Source organism: Fictibacillus fluitans, from assembly GCF_030418125.1.
Lineage (GTDB): Bacteria > Bacillota > Bacilli > Bacillales > Fictibacillaceae > Fictibacillus_C > Fictibacillus_C fluitans.
In genome coordinates this window covers 701722-722900 of record NZ_JAUHTR010000001.1, presented here as the reverse complement: position 1 = coordinate 722900, position 21179 = coordinate 701722, and the positions used below count along the sequence as shown (strand labels likewise).

The 21179-nt window shown below is 44.7% G+C and carries 23 protein-coding genes and 1 other annotated feature; all 23 genes read left to right on the top strand.

Features of this window, described 5'->3' with window-relative positions:
• The first annotated feature begins 64 nt into the window (after positions 1–64).
• On the top strand, positions 65–1531 hold the full coding sequence (locus tag QYB97_RS03490; protein ID WP_301164545.1) for a UDP-N-acetylmuramoyl-L-alanyl-D-glutamate--2,6-diaminopimelate ligase: 1467 nt from the start codon (positions 65–67) through the stop codon (positions 1529–1531).
• A gap of 2 nt (positions 1532–1533) precedes the next feature.
• Entirely contained in the window at positions 1534–2916 is a 1383-nt protein-coding gene (locus QYB97_RS03485; RefSeq protein ID WP_301164544.1) for a UDP-N-acetylmuramoyl-tripeptide--D-alanyl-D-alanine ligase, read from the top strand.
• The gene (gene mraY / locus QYB97_RS03480; protein WP_301164543.1) at positions 2913–3887 is read left to right on the top strand and encodes a phospho-N-acetylmuramoyl-pentapeptide-transferase; all 975 of its coding nucleotides are present in this window, start codon (positions 2913–2915) and stop codon (positions 3885–3887) included. Before QYB97_RS03485 ends, mraY begins: the two co-directional genes overlap by 4 nt.
• Before the next feature lie 2 nt (positions 3888–3889).
• Positions 3890–5242, top strand: a complete 1353-nt coding sequence (murD, locus tag QYB97_RS03475) for a UDP-N-acetylmuramoyl-L-alanine--D-glutamate ligase (protein ID WP_301164542.1) — start codon at positions 3890–3892, stop codon at positions 5240–5242.
• 56 nt (positions 5243–5298) lie between these two features.
• Complete coding sequence (gene spoVE / locus QYB97_RS03470) at positions 5299–6399, top strand: stage V sporulation protein E (protein WP_301164541.1); 1101 nt, start codon at positions 5299–5301, stop codon at positions 6397–6399.
• Between the two features lie 158 nt (positions 6400–6557).
• Positions 6558–7655, top strand: coding sequence for an undecaprenyldiphospho-muramoylpentapeptide beta-N-acetylglucosaminyltransferase (gene murG / locus QYB97_RS03465; RefSeq protein WP_301164540.1), 1098 nt, complete (start codon positions 6558–6560; stop codon positions 7653–7655).
• 60 nt (positions 7656–7715) lie between these two features.
• Positions 7716–8624, top strand: a complete 909-nt coding sequence (murB, locus tag QYB97_RS03460) for a UDP-N-acetylmuramate dehydrogenase (RefSeq protein ID WP_301164539.1) — start codon at positions 7716–7718, stop codon at positions 8622–8624.
• Between the two features lie 168 nt (positions 8625–8792).
• On the top strand, positions 8793–9560 hold the full coding sequence (locus QYB97_RS03455; RefSeq protein ID WP_301164538.1) for a cell division protein FtsQ/DivIB: 768 nt from the start codon (positions 8793–8795) through the stop codon (positions 9558–9560).
• 35 nt (positions 9561–9595) lie between these two features.
• Positions 9596–10249 (top strand): DUF881 domain-containing protein, encoded by a 654-nt coding sequence (locus QYB97_RS03450; protein WP_356948165.1) that lies wholly within the window; start codon positions 9596–9598, stop codon positions 10247–10249.
• Between the two features lie 5 nt (positions 10250–10254).
• Positions 10255–10947 carry a DUF881 domain-containing protein gene (locus QYB97_RS03445; RefSeq protein ID WP_301164536.1) on the top strand — a complete coding sequence of 231 codons (693 nt, stop codon included), beginning with the start codon at positions 10255–10257 and terminating at the stop codon, positions 10945–10947.
• Positions 10948–11301: a small basic family protein gene (locus QYB97_RS03440; RefSeq protein WP_301164535.1), complete on the top strand. Its 354-nt coding sequence runs from the start codon at positions 10948–10950 to the stop codon at positions 11299–11301.
• A 151-nt stretch (positions 11302–11452) separates the two neighbouring features.
• Positions 11453–12733: a cell division protein FtsA gene (gene ftsA, locus QYB97_RS03435; RefSeq protein ID WP_301164534.1), complete on the top strand. Its 1281-nt coding sequence runs from the start codon at positions 11453–11455 to the stop codon at positions 12731–12733.
• 35 nt (positions 12734–12768) lie between these two features.
• On the top strand, positions 12769–13920 hold the full coding sequence (gene ftsZ / locus QYB97_RS03430) for a cell division protein FtsZ (protein ID WP_301164533.1): 1152 nt from the start codon (positions 12769–12771) through the stop codon (positions 13918–13920).
• Between the two features lie 182 nt (positions 13921–14102).
• Positions 14103–15029 carry a sigma-E processing peptidase SpoIIGA gene (spoIIGA, locus tag QYB97_RS03425; protein ID WP_301164532.1) on the top strand — a complete coding sequence of 309 codons (927 nt, stop codon included), beginning with the start codon at positions 14103–14105 and terminating at the stop codon, positions 15027–15029.
• Between the two features lie 51 nt (positions 15030–15080).
• Positions 15081–15800: an RNA polymerase sporulation sigma factor SigE gene (sigE, locus tag QYB97_RS03420; protein ID WP_301164531.1), complete on the top strand. Its 720-nt coding sequence runs from the start codon at positions 15081–15083 to the stop codon at positions 15798–15800.
• A gap of 177 nt (positions 15801–15977) precedes the next feature.
• Entirely contained in the window at positions 15978–16760 is a 783-nt protein-coding gene (sigG, locus tag QYB97_RS03415; RefSeq protein ID WP_061969281.1) for an RNA polymerase sporulation sigma factor SigG, read from the top strand.
• An 87-nt stretch (positions 16761–16847) separates the two neighbouring features.
• Positions 16848–17135 (top strand): YlmC/YmxH family sporulation protein, encoded by a 288-nt coding sequence (locus tag QYB97_RS03410; protein ID WP_301164530.1) that lies wholly within the window; start codon positions 16848–16850, stop codon positions 17133–17135.
• A 100-nt stretch (positions 17136–17235) separates the two neighbouring features.
• Complete coding sequence (gene pgeF, locus QYB97_RS03405) at positions 17236–18105, top strand: peptidoglycan editing factor PgeF (RefSeq protein WP_301164529.1); 870 nt, start codon at positions 17236–17238, stop codon at positions 18103–18105.
• Entirely contained in the window at positions 18068–18745 is a 678-nt protein-coding gene (locus QYB97_RS03400; RefSeq protein ID WP_301164528.1) for a YggS family pyridoxal phosphate-dependent enzyme, read from the top strand. Before pgeF ends, QYB97_RS03400 begins: the two co-directional genes overlap by 38 nt.
• Positions 18746–18757: 12 nt before the next feature.
• Positions 18758–19186, top strand: coding sequence for a cell division protein SepF (locus tag QYB97_RS03395; protein WP_301164527.1), 429 nt, complete (start codon positions 18758–18760; stop codon positions 19184–19186).
• Positions 19187–19214: 28 nt separating this feature from the next.
• Positions 19215–19490 (top strand): YggT family protein, encoded by a 276-nt coding sequence (locus QYB97_RS03390; RefSeq protein WP_301164913.1) that lies wholly within the window; start codon positions 19215–19217, stop codon positions 19488–19490.
• A gap of 15 nt (positions 19491–19505) precedes the next feature.
• Complete coding sequence (locus QYB97_RS03385) at positions 19506–20279, top strand: YlmH family RNA-binding protein (protein WP_301164526.1); 774 nt, start codon at positions 19506–19508, stop codon at positions 20277–20279.
• Positions 20280–20361: 82 nt separating this feature from the next.
• Positions 20362–20859 carry a DivIVA domain-containing protein gene (locus QYB97_RS03380; RefSeq protein ID WP_301164525.1) on the top strand — a complete coding sequence of 166 codons (498 nt, stop codon included), beginning with the start codon at positions 20362–20364 and terminating at the stop codon, positions 20857–20859.
• A 54-nt stretch (positions 20860–20913) separates the two neighbouring features.
• Positions 20914–21142, top strand: a binding site (T-box leader).
• Positions 21143–21179 lie beyond the last annotated feature (37 nt).

The window sequence follows — 21179 nt, the reverse complement described above, 5'->3', positions numbered from 1 at the left end:
ATAGCCAGGCGAAAGCCATGGCTTCTTTTTCTGAGGAGAACACTTTTAGAAAGGTCTTGATAACGTGGAACTTAAAACACTAGTAAATCATTTAATAAACTATAAAACGGATGATGAAATGAACGTAGAAATTGCATCGATTGAAATGGATTCAAGAACAGCAGGTCCTGGAAGTTTGTTTGTATGCATCGAGGGCTACACGGTAGACGGGCATGATTATGCCAGGCAGGCAGTTGAAAACGGAGCCTCTGCCATTCTTGCTGAGAAACCGCTGGAAGGCGTTGAGTCAGTGCCGGTGATTATCGTTAATGATACCAAAAGGTCTCTGGCGGTTCTGGCCAATGTCTTCTATGATCATCCCACCACAAAGCTGCATTTGATCGGCGTGACAGGCACTAATGGGAAAACAACAACTTCCCATCTGATTGAGCAGGTATTTGCAGATGCGGGCAAAAGAAGAGGGATGATCGGCACCATCGATATGAAAATAAACGGCGTGAGCCATAAAGTCGCGAATACCACTCCTGAATCTCTTTTTCTGCAAAAGGCATTTAAAGAAATGAATAATCAAGGGGTGGAAGCGGCGGTTATGGAAGTTTCATCCCATGCTCTTGACATGGGCCGGGTTCGGGGCTGTGATTACGATATTGCCGTATTTACTAATTTTACACAGGATCACCTGGATTATCACAAGGATATGGAAACGTACCTGAGAGCAAAAGGTCTTCTGTTCGCGCAGCTTGGCAATACATACGCCGGGAAGAAGGAGAAAATCGCGATTCTAAACCGCGACGATAAAGCATCCAAAGAATTTGAGAAAATGACAGCCGCTCAAATTTTAACTTACGGCATTGAACAAAAAAGTGATATTATGGCGAAGGATATTAAGGTGACCGGAAAAGGCACAACCTTTACACTGGTTACACCTTTTGAAGAAAAACAGGTCTCACTCAAGCTTGTGGGCAAATTTTCAGTATACAATGTGCTGGCTGCTGTCTCGGCCACACTGTTATCGGGAATTCCGATTGACTCCATCATCAGCACCATGGAAAATGTTAAGGGAGTACCGGGCCGGTTTGAGACGGTGGACGAGGGCCAGGGGTTTACCGTAATTGTTGATTATGCCCATACACCTGACAGTCTTGAAAATGCGCTGGTTACTGTCAAAGAGTTTGCGGTAGGAAAAGTCATCTCGGTCGTAGGCTGTGGCGGGGACCGTGACCGCACAAAACGCCCATTGATGGCAAAGATTGCGGCTGACTATTCGGATATTGCCATCTTTACATCAGACAACCCGCGGACAGAAGATCCAGAAGCCATATTGCAGGACATGGAAGCTGGCGTGAAAGACCAAGAATATAAAGTCATAACGGACCGCAGAGATGCGATCAACTATGCAGTTAACCTGGCAGAAGAAAATGATATCATCTTAATTGCCGGAAAAGGACATGAAACCTACCAGATCATTGGAAAAGATGTGCTGGATTTTGATGACCGGAAAGTAGCTGCAGAAGCGATTGGAGCGAAATAGTAATGAAACTCGATTTAAAAGAATTGATAGGGATAGCCGCGTCCACACGCGGAAATATTGAGAATACAGTGATTCAGGGAGTGACCAAGGATTCAAGAGAAAGTTCCCCGCAGTCGCTGTATATTCCGATTGCCGGAGAGAAATTTGACGGGCATAGTTTTTTAATGCAGGCGATTGAGCAGGGAGCGGCAGCTTCTTTTTGGCAGGAAGGAACACCAATTCCCCATGAGCTTGATCCAACCTTTCCTCTACTTTTCGTAAAGGATACCGTTGAAGCACTTCAGCAGGCGGCAAGGGTATTCTTGAGAAAGGTCAAACCTGTTGTGATAGGTGTTACGGGTTCCAATGGGAAAACAACAACAAAAGACCTGCTTGAAGCTGTGGTTTCCACCTCCTTTAAAACGCACAAAACGAAAGGTAATTACAACAATCATATAGGGCTGCCGCTTACAATCCTTTCAATGGACAATGATACGGAAGTTCTTATTCTTGAAATGGGAATGAGCAGCTTCGGAGAAATCTCACTGCTCAGCAAGCTGGCACAGCCTGATTTGGCGATCGTGACCAATATCGGTGAGTCCCACATTGAATTTCTGGGAAGCCGGGAAGGTATCGCAAAAGCAAAGCTTGAGATTAAAGACGGTTTGAAAGAAGGCGGCCTGCTGATCGTGGATGGAGATGAACCTCTTCTTTCCCATCTTTCTTCGCCAAACGTTCTTAAATGCGGATATAACGAGGACTGCACAGTTAAAATTGTGGATCAGGAAGGCGACGAAAATGGGTTCACTTTCGGCCTTGAAGGAGAATCAACCATTTTTTCCTTGCCGCTTTTAGGTACACACAATGTGAAAAATGCTGCCTATTCCATAGCGGTCGGGCATTACTTGAACATTGAAGACAGTGCGATTAATGAAGGGCTGAAAAATATCACCCTCACGAACATGCGTCTGGAAAAATATCGCGGACAGCGCGGAGCGCTTCTGATCAATGATGCTTACAATGCCAGCCCAACGAGTATGGTTGCTGCGATCGAGGCAGTTAAAAACCTGCCGAATTATAAGAAAAAAGTGTTGGTGCTCGGTGATATGTATGAGCTTGGACCAACCGAAGAAGAAATGCACCGGGGAGTCGCGTCCCATATTGACGAAACCATTTCGGACGTCATAACGGTAGGTGAAAAAGGCAAATGGATTGGCGAAGAGATCAAGAACAAAAACATCCCTGGCCTGAATGTTTCCGTGTTTTCAAACAAGGAAGAAGCAGCTGGAGCCATTTCATCTCTTTTATCAGAAGACACAGTTGTTTTATTTAAAGCATCACGCGGTATGGCGCTTGAATCCATAGTGAAACCATTTATTGATGATGTCCAGGAGGCAGGGAAATGATTGAACAGGTTCTATTATTTACACTTCTTGCTTCTTTTCTCATTGCTGTATTAAGCTCGCCATTTTTTATTCCGTTCTTGCGAAGATTGAAATTCGGGCAAAGCATACGTGAAGAGGGGCCCAAATCGCATCAAAAAAAATCAGGTACACCAACTATGGGTGGTATTATTATCATTGTGGCTCTCGCACTCGCCACATATATCATGACATGGAAGTTTTTCGGATTGAAAACAGAAACGCACCTCCTTTTGCTGGTAACCGTAGGTTATGGGATAGTCGGCTTTCTCGATGATTTTATTAAGGTGGTAAAGAAAAGGAATCTGGGGCTGACCTCCAAGCAAAAGCTTGTTGGCCAGCTGGTGATTGCAGCCATTTTCTACATCGGCCTGGTCAAAACCGGCTTTTCTACCGAAATTAACGTTCCGGGAACTGATTTTTCTTTTGATGTCGGCTGGTTTTATCCCGTTCTCGTAGTCGTCATGCTGATCGGAGCTTCAAATGCTGTCAACTTGACCGACGGACTTGACGGGCTTCTTTCCGGTACTGCAGCTATTGCCTTTGGTGCTTTTGCTGTGCTGGCATCGAACCTTCATCATTATGAAACGGCTCTGTTCTCTGTTGCAGTAGTAGGAGGCGTTCTTGGCTTCCTCGTGTTTAATGCCCATCCTGCAAAAGTATTTATGGGAGACACCGGATCGCTTGCGCTTGGCGGAGCCATTAGTGCTATTGCTATTATTTTAAAGCTTGAGCTGCTCCTTGTAATTATCGGCGGGGTATTTGTTATTGAAACCTTGTCCGTTATGCTTCAGGTTGCGTCATTTAAGACAAGAGGAAAACGAATCTTTAAAATGAGTCCTCTTCACCACCATTATGAACTCAGTGGCTGGTCGGAGTGGAGAATTGTAGTAACATTCTGGGGTGTTGGTCTGCTGTTTGCAGCCCTTGGAATCTATTTAGAGGTGTGGGTATAAAAATGAATGAAATGAATGCTTTTTTAGGGAAACATGTGCTGGTTCTGGGGTTGGCCAAAAGCGGATTTGCTGCAGCCAAACTTCTTAAGTCTTATGGAGCCGAAGTCATTGTAAATGACCGTACACCATTTGAAGAAAATGAGCAGGCTAAGATTTTGTCAAATGAAGGGTACGAGGTGATTTGCGGAGAACATCCTGTTGCTTTATTGGAACGTGCAACCGATTTTGTGGTTAAGAATCCCGGAATTCCTTACAGCAACCCAATTGTAAGTGAAGCTGTAAAACGGGGAATCCCTGTGATCACTGAAGTAGAGATTGCAGGGCTTGTGTCGCGAGCGGATATGATTGGAATTACGGGATCAAATGGCAAGACAACAACGACAACACTGGTTGGCGAAATGCTGAAAAACAGCGGTCGAAAGCCGGTTGTTGCAGGGAATATCGGAACCGTTCTCAGTGAAGTGGCCGACCGTTCCACGGCATCGGAGATTATTGTAGCGGAACTGTCCAGTTTTCAATTGATGGGAACTAGTGCCTTTGCGCCAAAAATCGCTGTGCTCCTTAATCTGTTTGAAGCGCATCTTGATTACCATGGCTCGTTTGAAGAGTATGCAGCAGCCAAAGGTAAAATATTCAGCAATCAGAATGAAAATGATTTTTCCATTTATAACCAGGATGATGCAATGGTAACGAAGCTTGCTCTTCAATCAAAAGGGGCAAAAGTGCCGTTTTCTGTGAAATCGGAATGTCCGGACGGGGCATACATAAAAGCAGAAAAGCTTTATTTTAAAGAGGAAGAAATTATTGAGTTGAAGGAAATTGTGCTCCCAGGGCAGCACAATTTGGAGAACATTCTGGCTGCGGTCGCTGCTTCCAAGCTCGCAGGTGCGACGAATGAGCAAATTCAAGAAACATTGAAAACTTTTACAGGTGTAAAACACCGCCTTCAATTTGTGGAAACCATCGAAGGAAGAAAGTTCTACAATGACTCCAAGGCGACAAACATTCTGGCCACTCAAAAGGCGATTTCAGCATTCGGCCAAAAAATCATCCTGCTTGCAGGCGGGCTGGACAGGGGTAATGAATTTGATGACCTCATTCCTCAGCTGAAACAAGTCAAGACCATAATTTTATTCGGCCAGACGGCACCGAAGCTTGAGCGTGCCGCCAAAGCGGCGGGAATAGAAGAGATCAAACTGGTTGATAATGTGGAGGAAGCCGTTCCTGCCGCATATCAGAGCTCTTCTGAAGGCGATATTATCCTTCTTTCCCCGGCATGTGCAAGCTGGGACCAGTTTAAAACTTTTGAACAAAGAGGGGACATCTTTATCAACTCTGTGCATAAACTTAAATAGAGTTTGTACATGCTGGTTTTGGAACGAGCAAATACAGTAGAGTTGAGGTGTTTCTTTTGCCTGCGACACGAAGCACACCGGACATTATTTTAATTGGCACAACCTTGCTTTTATTATCCATAGGCATTGTTATGGTTTACAGCGCCAGTGCGGACTGGGCGCTGGTGAAGTTCAATGATCCGTTCTTCTTTGCCAAGCGGCAGTTGCTTTTTGCCGGGGTAGGGGTGGCCGCCATGTTTTTCATCATGAATGTGAATTATATGACCTGGCGCACCTGGGCAAAGATACTTCTGGTTATTTGTTTTGTCCTTCTTATTGGTGTGCTGATTCCCGGTGTGGGGATGGTTCGGGGAGGCGCAAGAAGCTGGATAGGTGTTGGTGCTTTTTCCATTCAGCCTTCAGAGTTTATGAAACTTGCAATGATTACTTTTTTGGCCAAATATTTGGCAGAACACCAGAAAAAGATTACTTCCTTTAAAAAAGGCCTGATTCCGACACTCGGGCTTGTCATGATCGCTTTTGCCATGATTATGCTTCAGCCAGACCTTGGAACAGGCTCCGTCATGGTAGGAACCAGCATTGTCATGATCTTTGTGGCAGGAGCAAGGATCTCCCATTTTGTCGGACTGGGCTTTGTGGGACTGGCGGGCTTTGCGGGCCTGATTATATCAGCTCCTTACCGGATTAAACGGATTACATCCTTTCTGGATCCTTGGAGCGATGAGCTGGGCAGCGGTTTTCAGATTATCCAGTCCCTTTATTCACTCGGGCCAGGTGGTTTGATGGGACTCGGACTCGGACAAAGCCGGCAGAAGTTTGGTTATTTGCCCGAGCCGCAGACGGATTTTATTTTTGCCATTTTATCAGAGGAACTTGGTTTCATCGGCGGAGCGCTCGTCCTTCTTTTGTTCAGTATTTTGCTGTGGCGCGGCGTACGCATTGCTCTCGGGGCTCCTGATTTGTTTGGAAGCTTTCTGGCGATTGGAATTATCGGTATGGTTGCAATTCAGGTGATGATCAATATAGGAGTGGTTACAGGTTTGATTCCAGTAACAGGGATTACGCTCCCGCTGATCAGCTATGGAGGTTCATCATTGACCCTGATGCTTGCCTCCATCGGTGTATTGCTCAATATCAGCCGGTATGCCAAGTATTAAATGCAAAAGTATGTGCCCGATTTTTATGGACAAAAAAGTGAAACAGCTGCAGTTTAAGGGCCACGGTGTCAGCGGCTATAACTTTATTTGTCTTTCACATGCCCTGTCAGTGTGATGACAGGGCTGTATTGTTTTTATACAGGTAACGGAGGTGCTTTATGAGAATTGTATTGAGCGGCGGCGGTACAGGGGGGCATATTTACCCTGCACTCGCACTGGCAAAGGAAATTAAAAAAATTCATCCCGATGCGGAGATTTTATATATTGGTACGGAAAAAGGCTTGGAAAGCAAGCTCGTACCCAGGGAGAATATCCCTTTTAAAAGCATCCACATTACCGGTTTCAAGAGAAGCCTTTCCATGGAAAATGCCAAAACCGTGATGCGGTTTTTAAAAGGAGTTTCACGGTGCAAGAAAATCATGAAAGAATTTAAGCCGGATGTGGTAGTAGGAACAGGGGGTTATGTGTGCGGACCGGTTGTCTATGCGGCAAGCAGTTTGAACGTCCCTTCCCTTATACATGAACAAAACAGTGTGCCGGGTCTCACCAACAAATTCCTGAGCAGGTATGTGAAGAAGATCGCGATTTCGTTTGAAGAGAGTGCGTCGTTCTTTCCACAGGAAAAGGTGGTTTTTACAGGTAATCCGCGTGCGTCAGAAGTGATCGGCACGGACGGTGCAAAAGGGAAACGGTCCTTAAACCTGGATTCCGGGAAAAAGACGGTATTGATTGTCGGGGGAAGCCGTGGCGCGAAGCCGATCAACGAAGCTTTTCTTAACGTGCTCTCGGAAGCAGGCAAGAAAAGCTATCAGTTCGTTTATGTGACCGGAGACGTTCATTACGAAAATGTACTGACTGCGGTAAACCAGTCGGGAAGCCCGAAGAATGTGACTATCGTTCCATTCGTTCATAATATGCCGGAACTACTTGCCGGGGTTGACCTTGTCGTGGCCCGTGCCGGCGCTACCTCCATTGCGGAATTGACGGCGCTAGGAATTCCTAGTATTTTAATACCGAGTCCTTATGTAACCAACAACCATCAGGAAAAGAACGCGAGGGCGCTGGAAAAGAACGGCGCAGCGGTTGTGGTTCTTGAAAAGGACATGAGCGGCTCCCGGCTGCTTGAAGAAGTGGACCGTATATTGGATAATCAGGTAAACTGGCAGCATATGCACCAGGCATCCAAAGAACTCGGAATGCCCCAGGCCGCAGCCAACGTGGTTAAACTGATGGAAAACATAAAACGCCAGGCGTAAAAAGGAAATCAATCAAATACAACATCATAGAGCAATAATCAGAATATAGGGGGGATTTTTTTGACGACACTTGCAGAACAGCTGCGGGCCGAGAACTTGGGAAAAGTTCTGGAAAACGAACCGCTGAAACATTATACAACATTAAAAATCGGAGGACCTGCTGATCTGTTTTTTGAACCAGACAGCACAGATTCTCTAAAAAAAGCGATGAGGTACATTAAGGATTCAGGAGTACCTTTCCGAGCAATCGGAAGAGGATCCAACCTGCTTGTTTCCGATGAAGGAATTGAGGGAGTTGTCATCAAGCTCGGGGACGGGCTGGACGAACTTGTACAAAATGGCGATGAATTTACAGTTGGCGGCGGTTATTCCATTGTGAAACTGGCAACTGTATTGTCGCGGCAAGGCTACTCTGGTCTTGAATTTTCTGCAGGAATTCCGGGATCTGTCGGTGGCGCGGTATTCATGAACGCGGGTGCCCACGGCTCAGACATGTCTAAAATTTTGAAAAAAGCACTCGTTCTTATGCCTGATGGAGAACTAAAGTGGTATACGAACGAAGAAATGGAATTTTCATACCGTACTTCCATCCTGCAAAAAACAGGTGGAATATGTGTGGAAGCAGTACTTGTACTGGAAAAAGGCGACCGTGAAACCATTATGGCAGAGCTGAAGAAGAACAAGGATTACCGCAGAAACACGCAGCCTTGGAATCACCCATGCTGCGGAAGTGTGTTTCGAAATCCGCTTCCGAATTATGCCGGCCAGCTGATTGAATCCTCGGGATTAAAGGGAACCACAGTAGGTGGTGCGCAAATCTCTGATATGCACGCAAACTTTATTGTGAACACAGGAGATGCCAAGGCTGCTGACGTGCTCGGGCTGATTTCCCTGATCAAGAAAAAAATAAAAGAGCTGCATAATATTGATATTGAAACCGAAGTGGAGATTATCGGCAGGAAAAGCTAAAAAATGCCACATCGGGTCCTTTGAATTATGTTATAATTTAATAGACTTGACTCAAACTGGATGTTGACCTTTGAAGATGAAGAAGAGCAGCTGAAGAACTGCTGTTTTTCTTCCTCTTTCCATAAGAAGGAATGTGTTCAGTTATTTGCATTTACATGGGGGAAGGACATGGACGAGCAGAAGGTTGTGCCTATTGAAGACCGTATTCCCAAATTAAAGACACAGCGGAAACAAAAAACGAACAGAAGAATGGTTATTTACTTGTCCCTTTTCTTTTTGCTGATCATGATTTTTGTCTATTTTCAATCCAGTTTCAGTGATATTAAAAAAATATCGGTGACTGGAAATGAAAATATTAGTGACGAGGCGATTATCAAAGCCGGAAAAATCAAACCCCATACCAGTTTCCTGAACCTTTCGGATAAAGATATCGAGAAAAACATTGGCAAACTGCAGGAAGTTTCCTCTGTTGCAGTACATAAATCGTTTTATAACCATCTCCAAATTCAAGTGAAGGAATACCATAGAGTGGCTTACCTTGAGGAGAAAAACAGATATTATCCTGTGCTGGAGAGCGGTAAAGTACTTGCTCATATGGATAAGAAATTCATGCCTGTCAATGCCCCTATCATAGCAGGCTGGAAAGATAAAAGTGAGCTGAAACCAATGGCGAAGGAGCTCGCCAAGCTGCCGCAGGGGATTGCACACCGAATTTCCGAGATCCAATTGGACAACAAGGACAGGAATGGCAACAAAATCGTTTTGTACATGACTGACGGCTATGTGGTCCGTTCTTCCATCAGCCATTTTTCGCGAAAAATGGAGGAATACCCTTCGATTGTCCAGCAGCTTGGACCTCATCGAAAAGGGGTCATTAATATGGATATCAGTACGTACTTCCGCGAATACGGCGATGAGGAGGCACCGAAAGAGTGAGACCGACTGGCAAGTACGTTTTCTTTTCAATCATTATGCTCGTGACTGGCTTTTTTTTATCGTATTCATACCAGACGACGAAGAAAGAGGCGGGTACACACGAGACCAGCAGCGAGTGGAAACAGGAAGACGGCTTACGGAGTGAAATCTTGAAAACACAGAAAACGAACAGGGAATTAAACAATGAATTAAAAAAAATCCAGCTTCAGATTCAAAACAGGGAAAACAAATTGGCCGATCAGGAGAAAAAATCGTTTAATCTGGTGGAAGATTTGAAGAAACTGAGAGAAGTAACCGGCGGGATCAAAGTGAAAGGCCCTGGAATTGAAGTGACCTTATCGGATGCTTCTTATATCCCGGAAGGAGAAAATCCGAACAATTATATTGTCCATGAGGAACATATCCGAAGCGTCATTTATGAAATGCTCGTGTCGGGTGCCGAAGCGGTAGCGGTCAACGGGCAAAGAATCTCCCATACAAGCTACATCAGCTGCATCGGGCCAGTAGTCAGTGTGGACGGAAACCAGTATCCCGCACCGTTTACGATCTCGGCGATTGGTGACAAAACGGTCCTTGAAAAATCCCTGAACCTTTCTGTCGTCAATGAACTGGTCAACGATGGAGTAGAGGTTCGAATCGCAAAGAAGGATGAAATTACAATGGATCCTTATTTAAGCAAAGAAGGATGAGCAAATTGAACAGAAAAAGAAGGGCAGTGTTTTCTGGTGTTGCGTGTATTCTCGGCCTGATGCTTGCTGTTCAGTTTCAGACAACCAACAATCCGGTCACAAGGGACACCAGAGACACGTGGGAGCTTCGTGCGGATCTTGAAAAGGAAAAACAGAGGCAGCAGGATTTGAATGATGAAATCAATAAATACCAGGCCCTGCTCGACAATTATGAGCAGTCGCGGAAGAAAGAAAAAATAGAGGCCATGCAGCAAGCGCTGGATGATTTAAAAGAAGAAGCAGGTTTGACAGAAGTGAGCGGACAAGGAATTGTAATTACTATCGAACCCTTTAATGAGGGTGAAATGCCTAAAGTATATCCGGAATTAATCAGAAGGTTAATCAATGAGCTTAACAGATATGATGCTAAAGATATCTCAGTGGATGGACAGCGGATCATCACGACCACGCCCATCAGGGAGGTAAATGGGGAAACGTACATTAACAACCAGCCAATTTCTTCCTTCCCTATTGAGATTAAGGTTCTGTCTGATGATGCGCAAAAACTTCAGAATAAGATTATTGCCTCGGAATCTGCTGAAGACTTTGTAAGGGAAAACCTCTATATTGATTCTAAGCCTGAAAACCAGCTGACACTGCCTGCTTACGACAAACCCATTCGTGTGAAATACATGAAGCAGGCAAAGGAGGAATTGTAAATGTGGCTGCCGGTTTTGGCTTTAATCATTGGTTTGGTGCTGGGGTTTTTGTCAGAAATACGTATTCCCCTCGAATATTCCAACTACCTGTCCATTGCAGTACTGGCAGCGCTGGACACATTGTTCGGCGGCATCCGTGCACATTTACAGGGGAATTTTGAAGATAAAGTGTTCATCAGCGGGTTTTTCTTCAATATTTTGCTCGCTGCCGCACTCGCTTATCTCGGCGTGCATCTGGGCATTGATTTATATTTAGCTGCTATATTTGCATTTGGCGTGAGATTGTTTAATAATATAGCTGTCATTCGACGGCTTGTTATTTCGAAATGGAGCGAATCAAGAAAAAAGAGTTAACTTTTCTTAAAAACTTAAGAAAAAAAAGAGGGAATATTCCTTGTTTGTGGAATTTATTTCTTAATTAACCCACTCGTATACCGATATAATTACATAACGGATAAACGAATAGTGTATAACGGACATTTTAAACTTAGGGAGGTGCCAAAGAATGAACAGCAATGAGATTTATGTGAGTTTAGACATCGGTACATCCAATATTAAAGTTATCATTGGAGAAATGACCAGTGAATCCTTTAATGTAATTGGTGTAGGTCACTCAAAATCAGCAGGAATAAAAAAGGGATCTATTGTTGATATCGATGAAACAGTTCGTTCCATAAAAAAAGCAGTAGACCAGGCGGAGCGTATGCTTGGTATACCGATTAATGCAGTAATAGTAGGCGTAAAAGGAAACCACATCCAGCTTCAGCCATGCCACGGTGTTGTCGCCGTTTCCAGTGAGGACCGGGAGATCGGAGATGAAGACATTGCACGTGTGATTGATGCAGCGCAAGTGGTTTCAATTCCTCCTGAACGGGAAATTATTGATGTCATACCTGGGCAGTTTATTGTAGATGGAACAGATGAAATTATTGATCCGCGCGGAATGCTTGGAGTCAGGCTTGAAATGGAAGGTACAATCGTAACAGGATCCAAGACCATATTACATAATTTATTAAGGTGTGTGGAAAGAGCCGGGCTGCAAGTGGCAGATATCTGCCTTGAACCGCTGGCAACTGCATCCATTGCCCTGACAAGAGATGAAATGGACTTGGGAACGGCTTTAATTGATATCGGAGGCGGTTCCACGACGGTCTCAGTCTTCGATCAAGGCACCATGCAGATGACTACAGTACTTCCTTTTGGCGGCGAATTTATTTCCAAGGATATTTCAATTGGTCTCCGGACGACAGCAGAAGATGCAGAAAAAATCAAACTGAAACATGGACATGCATTTGTGGACCATGCGTCCAAGGACGAAACCTTTTCAGTCGCTCAAATTGGATCATCATCAGAACAGGAAATCAGCCAGTATGATTTGGCTTTAATTATTGAGGCCCGCATTGCGGAAATGCTTGAATTGGCGGATGAAGAGCTGATTCGGCAAGGTTATGGCGATCTTCCGGGAGGCTTTGTTATTACCGGGGGCGTAGCGGCCATGCCTGGCCTGCTTGAACTTGCACAGGAAATTTTCCAGAATAATGTCAGAGTTTCCTTGCCGGATTATATAGGGGTGAGAGAGCCTCAGTACACCACAGGAATCGGTCTCATACAGTTTACGTACCGAAATATTAAGGTACAGGGTAAAGAGGTCGCTTCTGCCCTTACAGAAGGAGCAGAAGTCCAGCAGCAGCGCAAGAAACAGCCACAGCCCGCCAAACAAAGCGAAAAAGCTGGAGGCGGTATGAAATCCAAAGTAAAAAACTGGTTTGGTTTATTTTTCGAATAAGAGACAGGGTTAACTAGTCATTAGGAGGAACGCTCATGTTAGAGTTTGATATGAACATGGATTCATTAGCGACAATTAAAGTAATCGGAGTTGGCGGCGGCGGAAGCAACGCTGTTAACCGCATGATTGAGCATGGAGTACAAGGTGTAGAGTTTATTTGTGTCAATACAGACGCACAGGCTCTTAATCTTTCTAAAGCTCAGATCAAGATGCAAATCGGTTCCAAATTAACAAGAGGATTGGGAGCCGGTGCTAATCCTGATATCGGGAAAAAAGCGGCCGAAGAGAGCAGGGAACAGGTTGAAGAAGCCTTGCGCGGTGCCGATATGGTCTTTGTAACAGCAGGAATGGGAGGCGGAACCGGAACAGGTGCGGCTCCAGTTATTGCTGAAATTGCCAAGGAAATGGGAGCATTGACAGTAGGGGTAGTAACACGCCCGTTTACATTTGAAGGACGCAAGCGTTCTACCCAGGCCATTGGCGGGATCAGCGTTTTTAAAGAAAAAGTAGATACGCTGATTGTGATTCCAAATGACAGATTGCTAGAGATTGTGGATAAAAACACACCGATGCTTGAAGCATTCCGTGAAGCGGATAACGTATTGCGCCAAGGTGTTCAGGGTATTTCCGACCTGATTGCTGTACCTGGATTAATCAACCTTGACTTTGCCGATGTTAAAACCATTATGACGGAAAAAGGTTCTGCACTGATGGGTATCGGGATTGCCACCGGGGAAAACCGTGCAGCTGAAGCGGCGCGCAAAGCCATTTCTTCACCATTGCTTGAGACATCGATCGACGGTGCCAAAGGTGTGCTGATGAATATTACCGGCGGGGCCAACCTCAGCCTTTATGAAGTCAACGAAGCCGCTGATATTGTGTCTACAGCTTCTGATCCTGAAGTTAACATGATCTTCGGTTCTGTGATCAATGAGGATCTAAAGGATGAGATCCTCGTAACTGTCATCGCTACCGGATTTGATGAAAGAGAAAATATGCAGGCGATGCAGGCCCAGGCACAGCGCCCTAAATTCCAGCAGCAGCCGCCTAAAGCACCGGCAAGCCAGAACAGCCAGCGCGAGGAAGTAACAAACGAAAGCAGGCAGGCTCCGCCTTCGCAACATGAAGCGGATACGCTGGATATACCGACTTTCCTTCGCAACCGTAACCGAAATCGCCGTAGATAATTGAAAAAAGTTATATTAAAAACACCTTACTTCCAAAGTAGGGTGTTTTTTTATGCTGTAAAGAATGGAAAAAATTGTGACAAAATCTCTTAAAATTACAAGAAATCTTGTCTCATGAATTGACAGACTTCCTGTTATGCCTGTTTTATACTAAGTTCATCTTATAGGAAAGGAGAAAACAAATGGCACTTTACCTGGATGTCATTTGGTTTCTTAATTTTTGCATCGATTTTCTGCTGATTGTTCTTACGGGTATGGTGTTAAAACGAAAAATGCAAAAATGGAGACTGTTTGCAGGTTCCCTGATCGGTTCTTCGTATGTATTGCTGCTTTTTGTTCCAAGTGAGATCAGCATGTACCACCCATTGATCAAATTTGGCTTTTCGCTCCTCATCATGGCCGTTTCATTCGGGTTTAAAAAGTTCTCATACTTTTTTAAAAATGTAGGTATGTTTTACTTTGTAAGCTTTGTAACCGGAGGGGGACTGTTTGCCGCACATTATTTTCTTCAGAGTGATTTATCCGTTATGCAAGGAATGCTTGCGACTAAGGGGACCGGAAAAGGGGACGTGCTAAGCTGGGCTTTTGTACTCATTGGATTTCCGGCTGTCTGGTTGTTTTCAAAAAGGAGGGTTGATGATATTAAGGTACAAAAACTTCATTACACGGAATTGGTTCAGGTGGAGATTTGCCTGGATGACACCATCTTACATGCGACAGGTTTGATTGACAGCGGAAATAAGCTTCATGATCCGATCACCAAGGTGCCTGTCATGATCCTGGATATGAATCAGCACCACATGCATTTTCCAGAGGAAATCATTTCATTCACAAAAGATATTCATGCGTTTCCCGACGGTGAAGCCAGTGCCCATCCTTGGGAGGCCCGCTTGAGAATTGTTCCGTTTCGTGCGGTGGGGAAGGATAATCAATTTCTTGCCGCCATTAAGCCTGATGAGGTAAGGATCAGCAGTAATACAGGAACGTTTTCCTGCACCAAAGTGCTGATCGGACTTAGTTATACCAGCCTGTCCAGTGAAAATAATTTCAGCTGTATTGTTCACCCCGAGGTGATGTCAAAGGGGATGGAAGAAATTGCGGCCTCATAGATCAGTCAGTATTAATTAATGCTCATGATTTAAGGGAGAGGGGAGAGCAACATGAAGAAAATCCGGCTGAAACTGACGCTTTTGTGGTACAAACTGTTAATCAAGCTTGGTATTAAAACGGAGGAAATACACTATATTGGCGGCCACGAGGCCCTTCCGCCGCCACTCAGCAAGGAAGAAGAAGCTGTTCTGCTGGAAAAGCTGCCGACTGGAGACAAAGCAGCAAAATCCCTGCTGATTGAGCGGAATTTGCGGTTGGTGGTTTATATTGCCAGGAAGTTTGAAAATACGGGAATCAATATTGAAGATTTGATCAGCATAGGAACCATCGGCTTGATCAAAGCTGTTAACACGTTCAATCCTGAGAAAAAAATCAAATTGGCCACTTATGCATCACGATGTATTGAAAATGAAATCTTGATGTATTTGCGCAGAAACAATAAAACGAGGTCTGAAGTATCATTTGATGAGCCCCTGAATGTAGACTGGGACGGAAACGAGCTGCTGCTGTCCGATGTGCTCGGCACCGAAGAAGATATTATAACGAGAAGGCTCGAGGCAAACGTGGACCGTAAATTGCTGCTAAAAGCATTGTTTACGCTGAATGACCGGGAAAAACAGATTATGGAGCTTCGTTTTGGGCTTTCCGGAGGGGAAGAGAAAACACAAAAAGATGTCGCCGATATGCTCGGAATTTCGCAATCCTATATTTCCAGACTGGAAAAGCGGATCATCAAACGGCTTCAAAAGGAATTTAATAAAATGGTTTGAAAAGGGGCAGCCGCCTCTTTTTTTATTTATGAAAAATATTTCCAGATCAATCCGTCTTACGGATATATGAATTACATCTGTTTTTGCAGCTGGAGGCGATGCATGGCTACTGCATAAAAATTCCTGCCAGGGAGATACTGATTTTGATTGAAAAACTCCCGGTAGGAGGGAAATCCATTGACCCGAAATAAAGTAGAGATCTGCGGAGTGGACACATCCAAACTTCCAGTATTAAAGAACCCCGAGATGCGTGAATTGTTCACCAAAATGCAGAACGGGGATCCTACTGCCCGCGAAACGCTTGTAAACGGAAACCTGCGCTTAGTATTGAGCGTTATCCAGCGATTTAACAACCGCGGGGAGTTTGTGGACGATTTGTTCCAGGTAGGATGCATTGGGCTCATGAAATCCATTGATAATTTCGACCTTGGCCAGAATGTTAAATTCTCCACATATGCTGTTCCAATGATCATTGGAGAAATTCGCAGATATTTGCGGGATAACAATCCGATCCGGGTATCCCGTTCACTTCGTGATATTGCGTATAAAGCATTACAGGTAAGAGACCAGTTAATGAACAAGCTGTCCAGGGAGCCAACGGCCCAGCAGATTGCCGAAGTGCTTGATGTACCGAAGGAAGAAGTAGTCTTTGCTCTGGATGCCATCCAGGATCCCGTCTCCCTCTTCGAACCGATATATAATGACGGCGGAGATCCGATTTATGTAATGGATCAGATATCTGATGATAAAGCCAAAGACTTTCAATGGATTGAGGAAATTGCATTGAAAGAAGCCATGAGGCGTCTGAATGAACGGGAAAAGATGATCCTTACCATGAGATTCTTCCAGGGCAAAACACAAATGGAAGTGGCAGATGAGATTGGGATTTCCCAGGCCCAGGTATCAAGGCTTGAAAAAGCAGCTATTTCTCAAATGAACAAAAATATTCAAAGCAGTTAAGGGCGGCCCGCTTGTATAAGCGGGCTGTTTACTGTACATGAAAAGGCATCCCGGCTCATATAGTGGTATAAGAAGGGCGGGGATCATATGATCAAAATCTCGGATTTTCAGGTCAAGGATGTAGTAAATGTGTCAAACGGAAAAAAGCTTGGACATATAGCAGACTTGGAAATAAATTTAAATACAGGAAAGATTGAAGCGCTTATCATACCGGGGCCGGGAAAAATGCTCGGTTTTTTTGCTAGGGAAAGTGATATTGTCATTCCGTGGCGCAACATCGTGAAAATTGGGACGGATGTCATTCTCGTTCGCTATATGGATGCCCAGGATGCCTCAGAGTATATTAAAGAGCCGTTTGACCAGCTGAAAAAATAAATTAGAATTATACGCACATGCCGTTCTGTGATAAAATAAATAGCATAATAACCCAATATTCCTTGTAAAAGGAGAAAATTTTCAGAAGGAAGTGTGCGCTTTGAAAGCTGAACCATTTGTACAGCATGACAGCTTGTTCAAACTGGCGGACTGGATGATCCGGCTGCCCGGTTTAACAGCAGGAATCACATCACGGAATAATGGTTCAAGCCAGCCTCCGTATTCTTCCCTGAATATGGGATTCCATGTCGGAGACGACCCATCGGCCGTTCTGAAAAACCGACAAAGCGTGAGTCAGGCCGTTCATGTCCCGCTTGAGCACTGGGTGGGGACAGAGCAGGTCCATGATTCGGTAATCCGGAAAGTGACCAAAAGAGATGCCGGAAAAGGCGCAAAAGACTTGGAAAGCGCAATTAAAGGCACCGATGGAATATATACAGCAGATCAAGATGTGCTATTAACTTCTTTATACGCCGATTGTGTGCCGCTTTTTTTTATGAGTCCCCCACACCAGCTTGTGGGCCTTGCTCATGCAGGCTGGAAAGGTACAGTAGGAAAGATTGGGGCTAAAATGGTTGATTTATGGGTAAAGGAAGAAGGGGTTACGACTGAAGACATTTTTGTTGCTATTGGCCCTTCCATTGGCAGTTGCTGCTACGAAGTAGACGATTATGTGATGGACAGAGTGCGGCAGGTCCTGCCAAAAGAGAAGGCGGCGCTTGGCTTTCAACCAAAAGGCGCCGGTCATTACATGCTCAATCTGAGGGAAGTGAACAAACAGATACTGATTCAGGCTGGAATTAAGGAAAGCAGAATCACCGAAACTTCCTACTGTACGAGCTGCAGCAACCAACAGTTCTTTTCCCACCGCAAGGAAAATGGAAAAGCGGGCAGAATCATGAGCTACATCGGTCGTTTGAAAGGAGCAGAAAGTGAATATCCAGCAGAATCTATCAGTCATCCACAATAATATATCTGAAGCTTGCAGGAAAAAAAACAGAAACCCACAGGACGTTAAAATCATTGCCGTTACGAAATATGTGAGTACAGAAACAGCACAGAAGGCAGTCTCTTCCGGCGTGGAACACATTGGTGAAAACCGTCAGGAAGGCCTTTTGGAGAAACACGAGGCACTCGGCAGTGATGTCACCTGGCACTTTATCGGTTCACTTCAGTCCAGAAAGGTGAAGGAAATCCTTCCGTATGTTGATTATATCCATTCCCTGGACAGGCTTTCCCTGGCTAAGGAAATTGAAAAAAGAGCAGACCGGATCATTAATTGTTTTATTCAGGTCAACGTAGCCAAAGAAGAATCAAAACATGGACTGCCGGCTGAAGAACTTGTCAGCTTTGTCGATAAAATAAAAGAGTTTCCTCACATCCGGATTGTCGGGCTGATGACGATGGCGCCGCATACCGGAGATGAAGAGATCCTTCGTTCTGTATTCTCAACACTTAAACAGCTTCAGCAGGACATCCAGTCAAGGCAGTACGAGCATGCGCCATGCACTGAACTTTCAATGGGAATGTCCAATGATTATGAAATAGCTGTCCAGGAAGGAGCAACTTTCGTCAGAATTGGGACCAGCCTGGTCGGCAAAGAATTTTAGGAGGTGCCAATCATGAGTATTAAAAACAAATTCAAGAGGTTCTTTGATCTTGAAGAAGATGAATACGTATATGAAGAAGTTGTGGAAGAAAACGGAGGAGAAATGGAAGAAACAGAAACCATGCCTGCACATAGCAAAAAAAACAAGCAGAATGTTGTCAGTCTGCAAAGCGTCCACCAGCAGTCCAAGGTAGTGCTGCTTGAACCGAGGGTATACGCCGAGGCGCAGGATATCGCAGACCAGCTGAAAAACAGACGCGCGGTTGTCATGAACCTGCAGCGCATTCCCCATGACCAGGCCAAGCGGATTGTCGACTTTTTAAGCGGTACCGTATATGCCATTGGGGGAGATATTCAAAAGCTCGGACCGAATACATTTCTTTGCACCCCGGAAAACGTGGATGTATCCGGCTCAATTTCCGAAATGCTGGAAGGCGAATAAAAACAAAAGAGGACGGTGTCATTTGTTGATTTACCAGATTGGAAGTATAGTTAATGAGCTCATCGGCATATACCGATATGTCATTATTGCGTACATATTAATGTCCTGGTTCCCGAGCGCAAGGGAATCATCGGTCGGACAATTTATAGCAAGAATTGTAGAACCCTATCTGGCTCCTTTCAGAAGGATTATACCGCCGCTTGGCATGATTGACATTTCGCCGATTGTTGCCCTGTTCGCATTAACATTCGCTCAGGCTGGTGTTCAAATCGTTTTTCGATGGATCGCCCAGTCCGTTTATTAAAGGCAGTGTGGACAAATGAGTATATACCAGCATTTTCGCAAAGAGGAATATTCTTTTATCGATCAGGTCATGCAATGGAAAGACGAAGCCGAGGAGCGGTATTCGGTCAAACTCACGGATTTTCTTGATCCGAGGGAGCAGGATATTGCCCAAAGCATCATTGGAAAGGATTCAGAAGCCTCTCTTTCGTTTTGGGGAGGCTCTTCTTTTTCTGAAAGGAAAAGAGCTCTCATTTATCCTTCCTATTTCCAGCCTGAGCCCAAAGATTTTGAGGTATCGATCCTGGAAGTCCGCTACCCTGCCAAATTTGTCAGCATTGAACACCGGGATGTGCTTGGTTCTCTCATGAACCTCGGGATCAAGCGGGAGAAATTTGGCGATATTCTCCAAAACGGCGAAAGGCTTCAATTCGTTGCTGCAGAAGAAATAAGCGATTATTTACTGCTGAATGTGGACCGCATCGGCAAAGCAGGCGTGAAGCTTGAGAGAGTGGCGGAAAGCGATTTAATCGAATCAACAGAGTCCTATGAGATCAGAGAGGGCACAGTGTCGTCCCTCAGGCTTGATGTTGTGCTGTCCGAAATCTATAATCTCTCCCGCTCCAAAGTAAACCCACTTATTCAGAGTGCAAAGGTTAAGGTGAACTGGAGAGTGACCGAGGAGGTATCTTTCCCGGTCGAAGCGGGTGACTATTTATCTGTGAGAGGATTTGGGCGCAGCAAGCTTATGGCCATTGAAGGCAAAACCAAGAAAGATAAATGGCGTATTCAATATGGGATTTTACAATAATTTATTCCTTTGAGAAGGAATGGCATTACGATTGTCGAAACTAGGTAGGTAAGAGAAAGCATCATTAGTGGAGGTGGCTTAAATGCCTTTAACACCGTTGGATATACACAATAAAGAGTTTACAAGGGGATTTCGCGGATATAATGAAGATGAAGTGAATGATTTTCTTGATCAGGTGATTAAGGATTATGAGCTGGTAATCCGTGAGAAAAGACACCTTGAGGAGACCGTCGAAAATTTGGAAGAAAAGCTTTCCTATTTTAAAAATATTGAAGAGACACTCAACAAATCCATTCTGGTTGCTCAGGAAACTGGCGAGGAAGTAAAGCGAAGCGCGACTAAAGAAGCCAGGCTGATTGTCAAGGAAGCGGAGAAGAACGCAGACCGCATCATCAACGAATCACTGGCAAAATCCAGAAAAGTCTCGATGGAAATTGAAGAATTGAAAAAACAATCTTCGGTTTACCGCACACGTTTCCGCATGCTGATTGAAGCACAGCTGGAAATGCTGAAAAACGAGGACTGGGATGCCCTTCAGCCGGCTGATGTGGCGGAGGAATATGAACTGGAGCTGAAGTAGAACGCTTGACGTTTGTGCTTCCTGCGCATATAATTTTTAAAAGATTATCATATAGAGCAAACGATGAAGGGGAAAGTACGGACAGCACCCATTTTTTAAGAAAGCGAGCCGGTGATGGTGGAAGCCCGGTAAATGGCCTGTACGGAAGATCACCCCGGAGTTTCCAAGCTGAACGGATAAAAGTAAGCCTGGCGTTACTTCACGATACGATGACAAAGCGGGTTTTCAAGGTGGCTTGAAAACCTATTAGGGTGGTACCGCGGGTGGCCTTCTCGTCCCTTTATGTGACGAGAAGGCCTTTTTGTATGCTTGAAATGATT

What these genes read in the sequence shown, in the direction of transcription:
- QYB97_RS03485 (WP_301164544.1), top strand. Translation starts at nt 1,534, where the DNA reads ATGAAACTCGATTTAAAAGAATTGATAGGGATAGCCGCGTCCACACGC.
- mraY (WP_301164543.1), top strand. Translation starts at nt 2,913, where the DNA reads ATGATTGAACAGGTTCTATTATTTACACTTCTTGCTTCTTTTCTCATT.
- murD (WP_301164542.1), top strand. Translation starts at nt 3,890, where the DNA reads ATGAATGAAATGAATGCTTTTTTAGGGAAACATGTGCTGGTTCTGGGG.
- murG (WP_301164540.1), top strand. Translation starts at nt 6,558, where the DNA reads ATGAGAATTGTATTGAGCGGCGGCGGTACAGGGGGGCATATTTACCCT.
- QYB97_RS03455 (WP_301164538.1), top strand. Translation starts at nt 8,793, where the DNA reads ATGGACGAGCAGAAGGTTGTGCCTATTGAAGACCGTATTCCCAAATTA.
- QYB97_RS03450 (WP_356948165.1), top strand. Translation starts at nt 9,596, where the DNA reads ATGCTCGTGACTGGCTTTTTTTTATCGTATTCATACCAGACGACGAAG.
- QYB97_RS03440 (WP_301164535.1), top strand. Translation starts at nt 10,948, where the DNA reads ATGTGGCTGCCGGTTTTGGCTTTAATCATTGGTTTGGTGCTGGGGTTT.
- ftsA (WP_301164534.1), top strand. Translation starts at nt 11,453, where the DNA reads ATGAACAGCAATGAGATTTATGTGAGTTTAGACATCGGTACATCCAAT.
- ftsZ (WP_301164533.1), top strand. Translation starts at nt 12,769, where the DNA reads ATGTTAGAGTTTGATATGAACATGGATTCATTAGCGACAATTAAAGTA.
- spoIIGA (WP_301164532.1), top strand. Translation starts at nt 14,103, where the DNA reads ATGGCACTTTACCTGGATGTCATTTGGTTTCTTAATTTTTGCATCGAT.
- sigE (WP_301164531.1), top strand. Translation starts at nt 15,081, where the DNA reads ATGAAGAAAATCCGGCTGAAACTGACGCTTTTGTGGTACAAACTGTTA.
- QYB97_RS03410 (WP_301164530.1), top strand. Translation starts at nt 16,848, where the DNA reads ATGATCAAAATCTCGGATTTTCAGGTCAAGGATGTAGTAAATGTGTCA.
- QYB97_RS03395 (WP_301164527.1), top strand. Translation starts at nt 18,758, where the DNA reads ATGAGTATTAAAAACAAATTCAAGAGGTTCTTTGATCTTGAAGAAGAT.
- QYB97_RS03385 (WP_301164526.1), top strand. Translation starts at nt 19,506, where the DNA reads ATGAGTATATACCAGCATTTTCGCAAAGAGGAATATTCTTTTATCGAT.
- QYB97_RS03380 (WP_301164525.1), top strand. Translation starts at nt 20,362, where the DNA reads ATGCCTTTAACACCGTTGGATATACACAATAAAGAGTTTACAAGGGGA.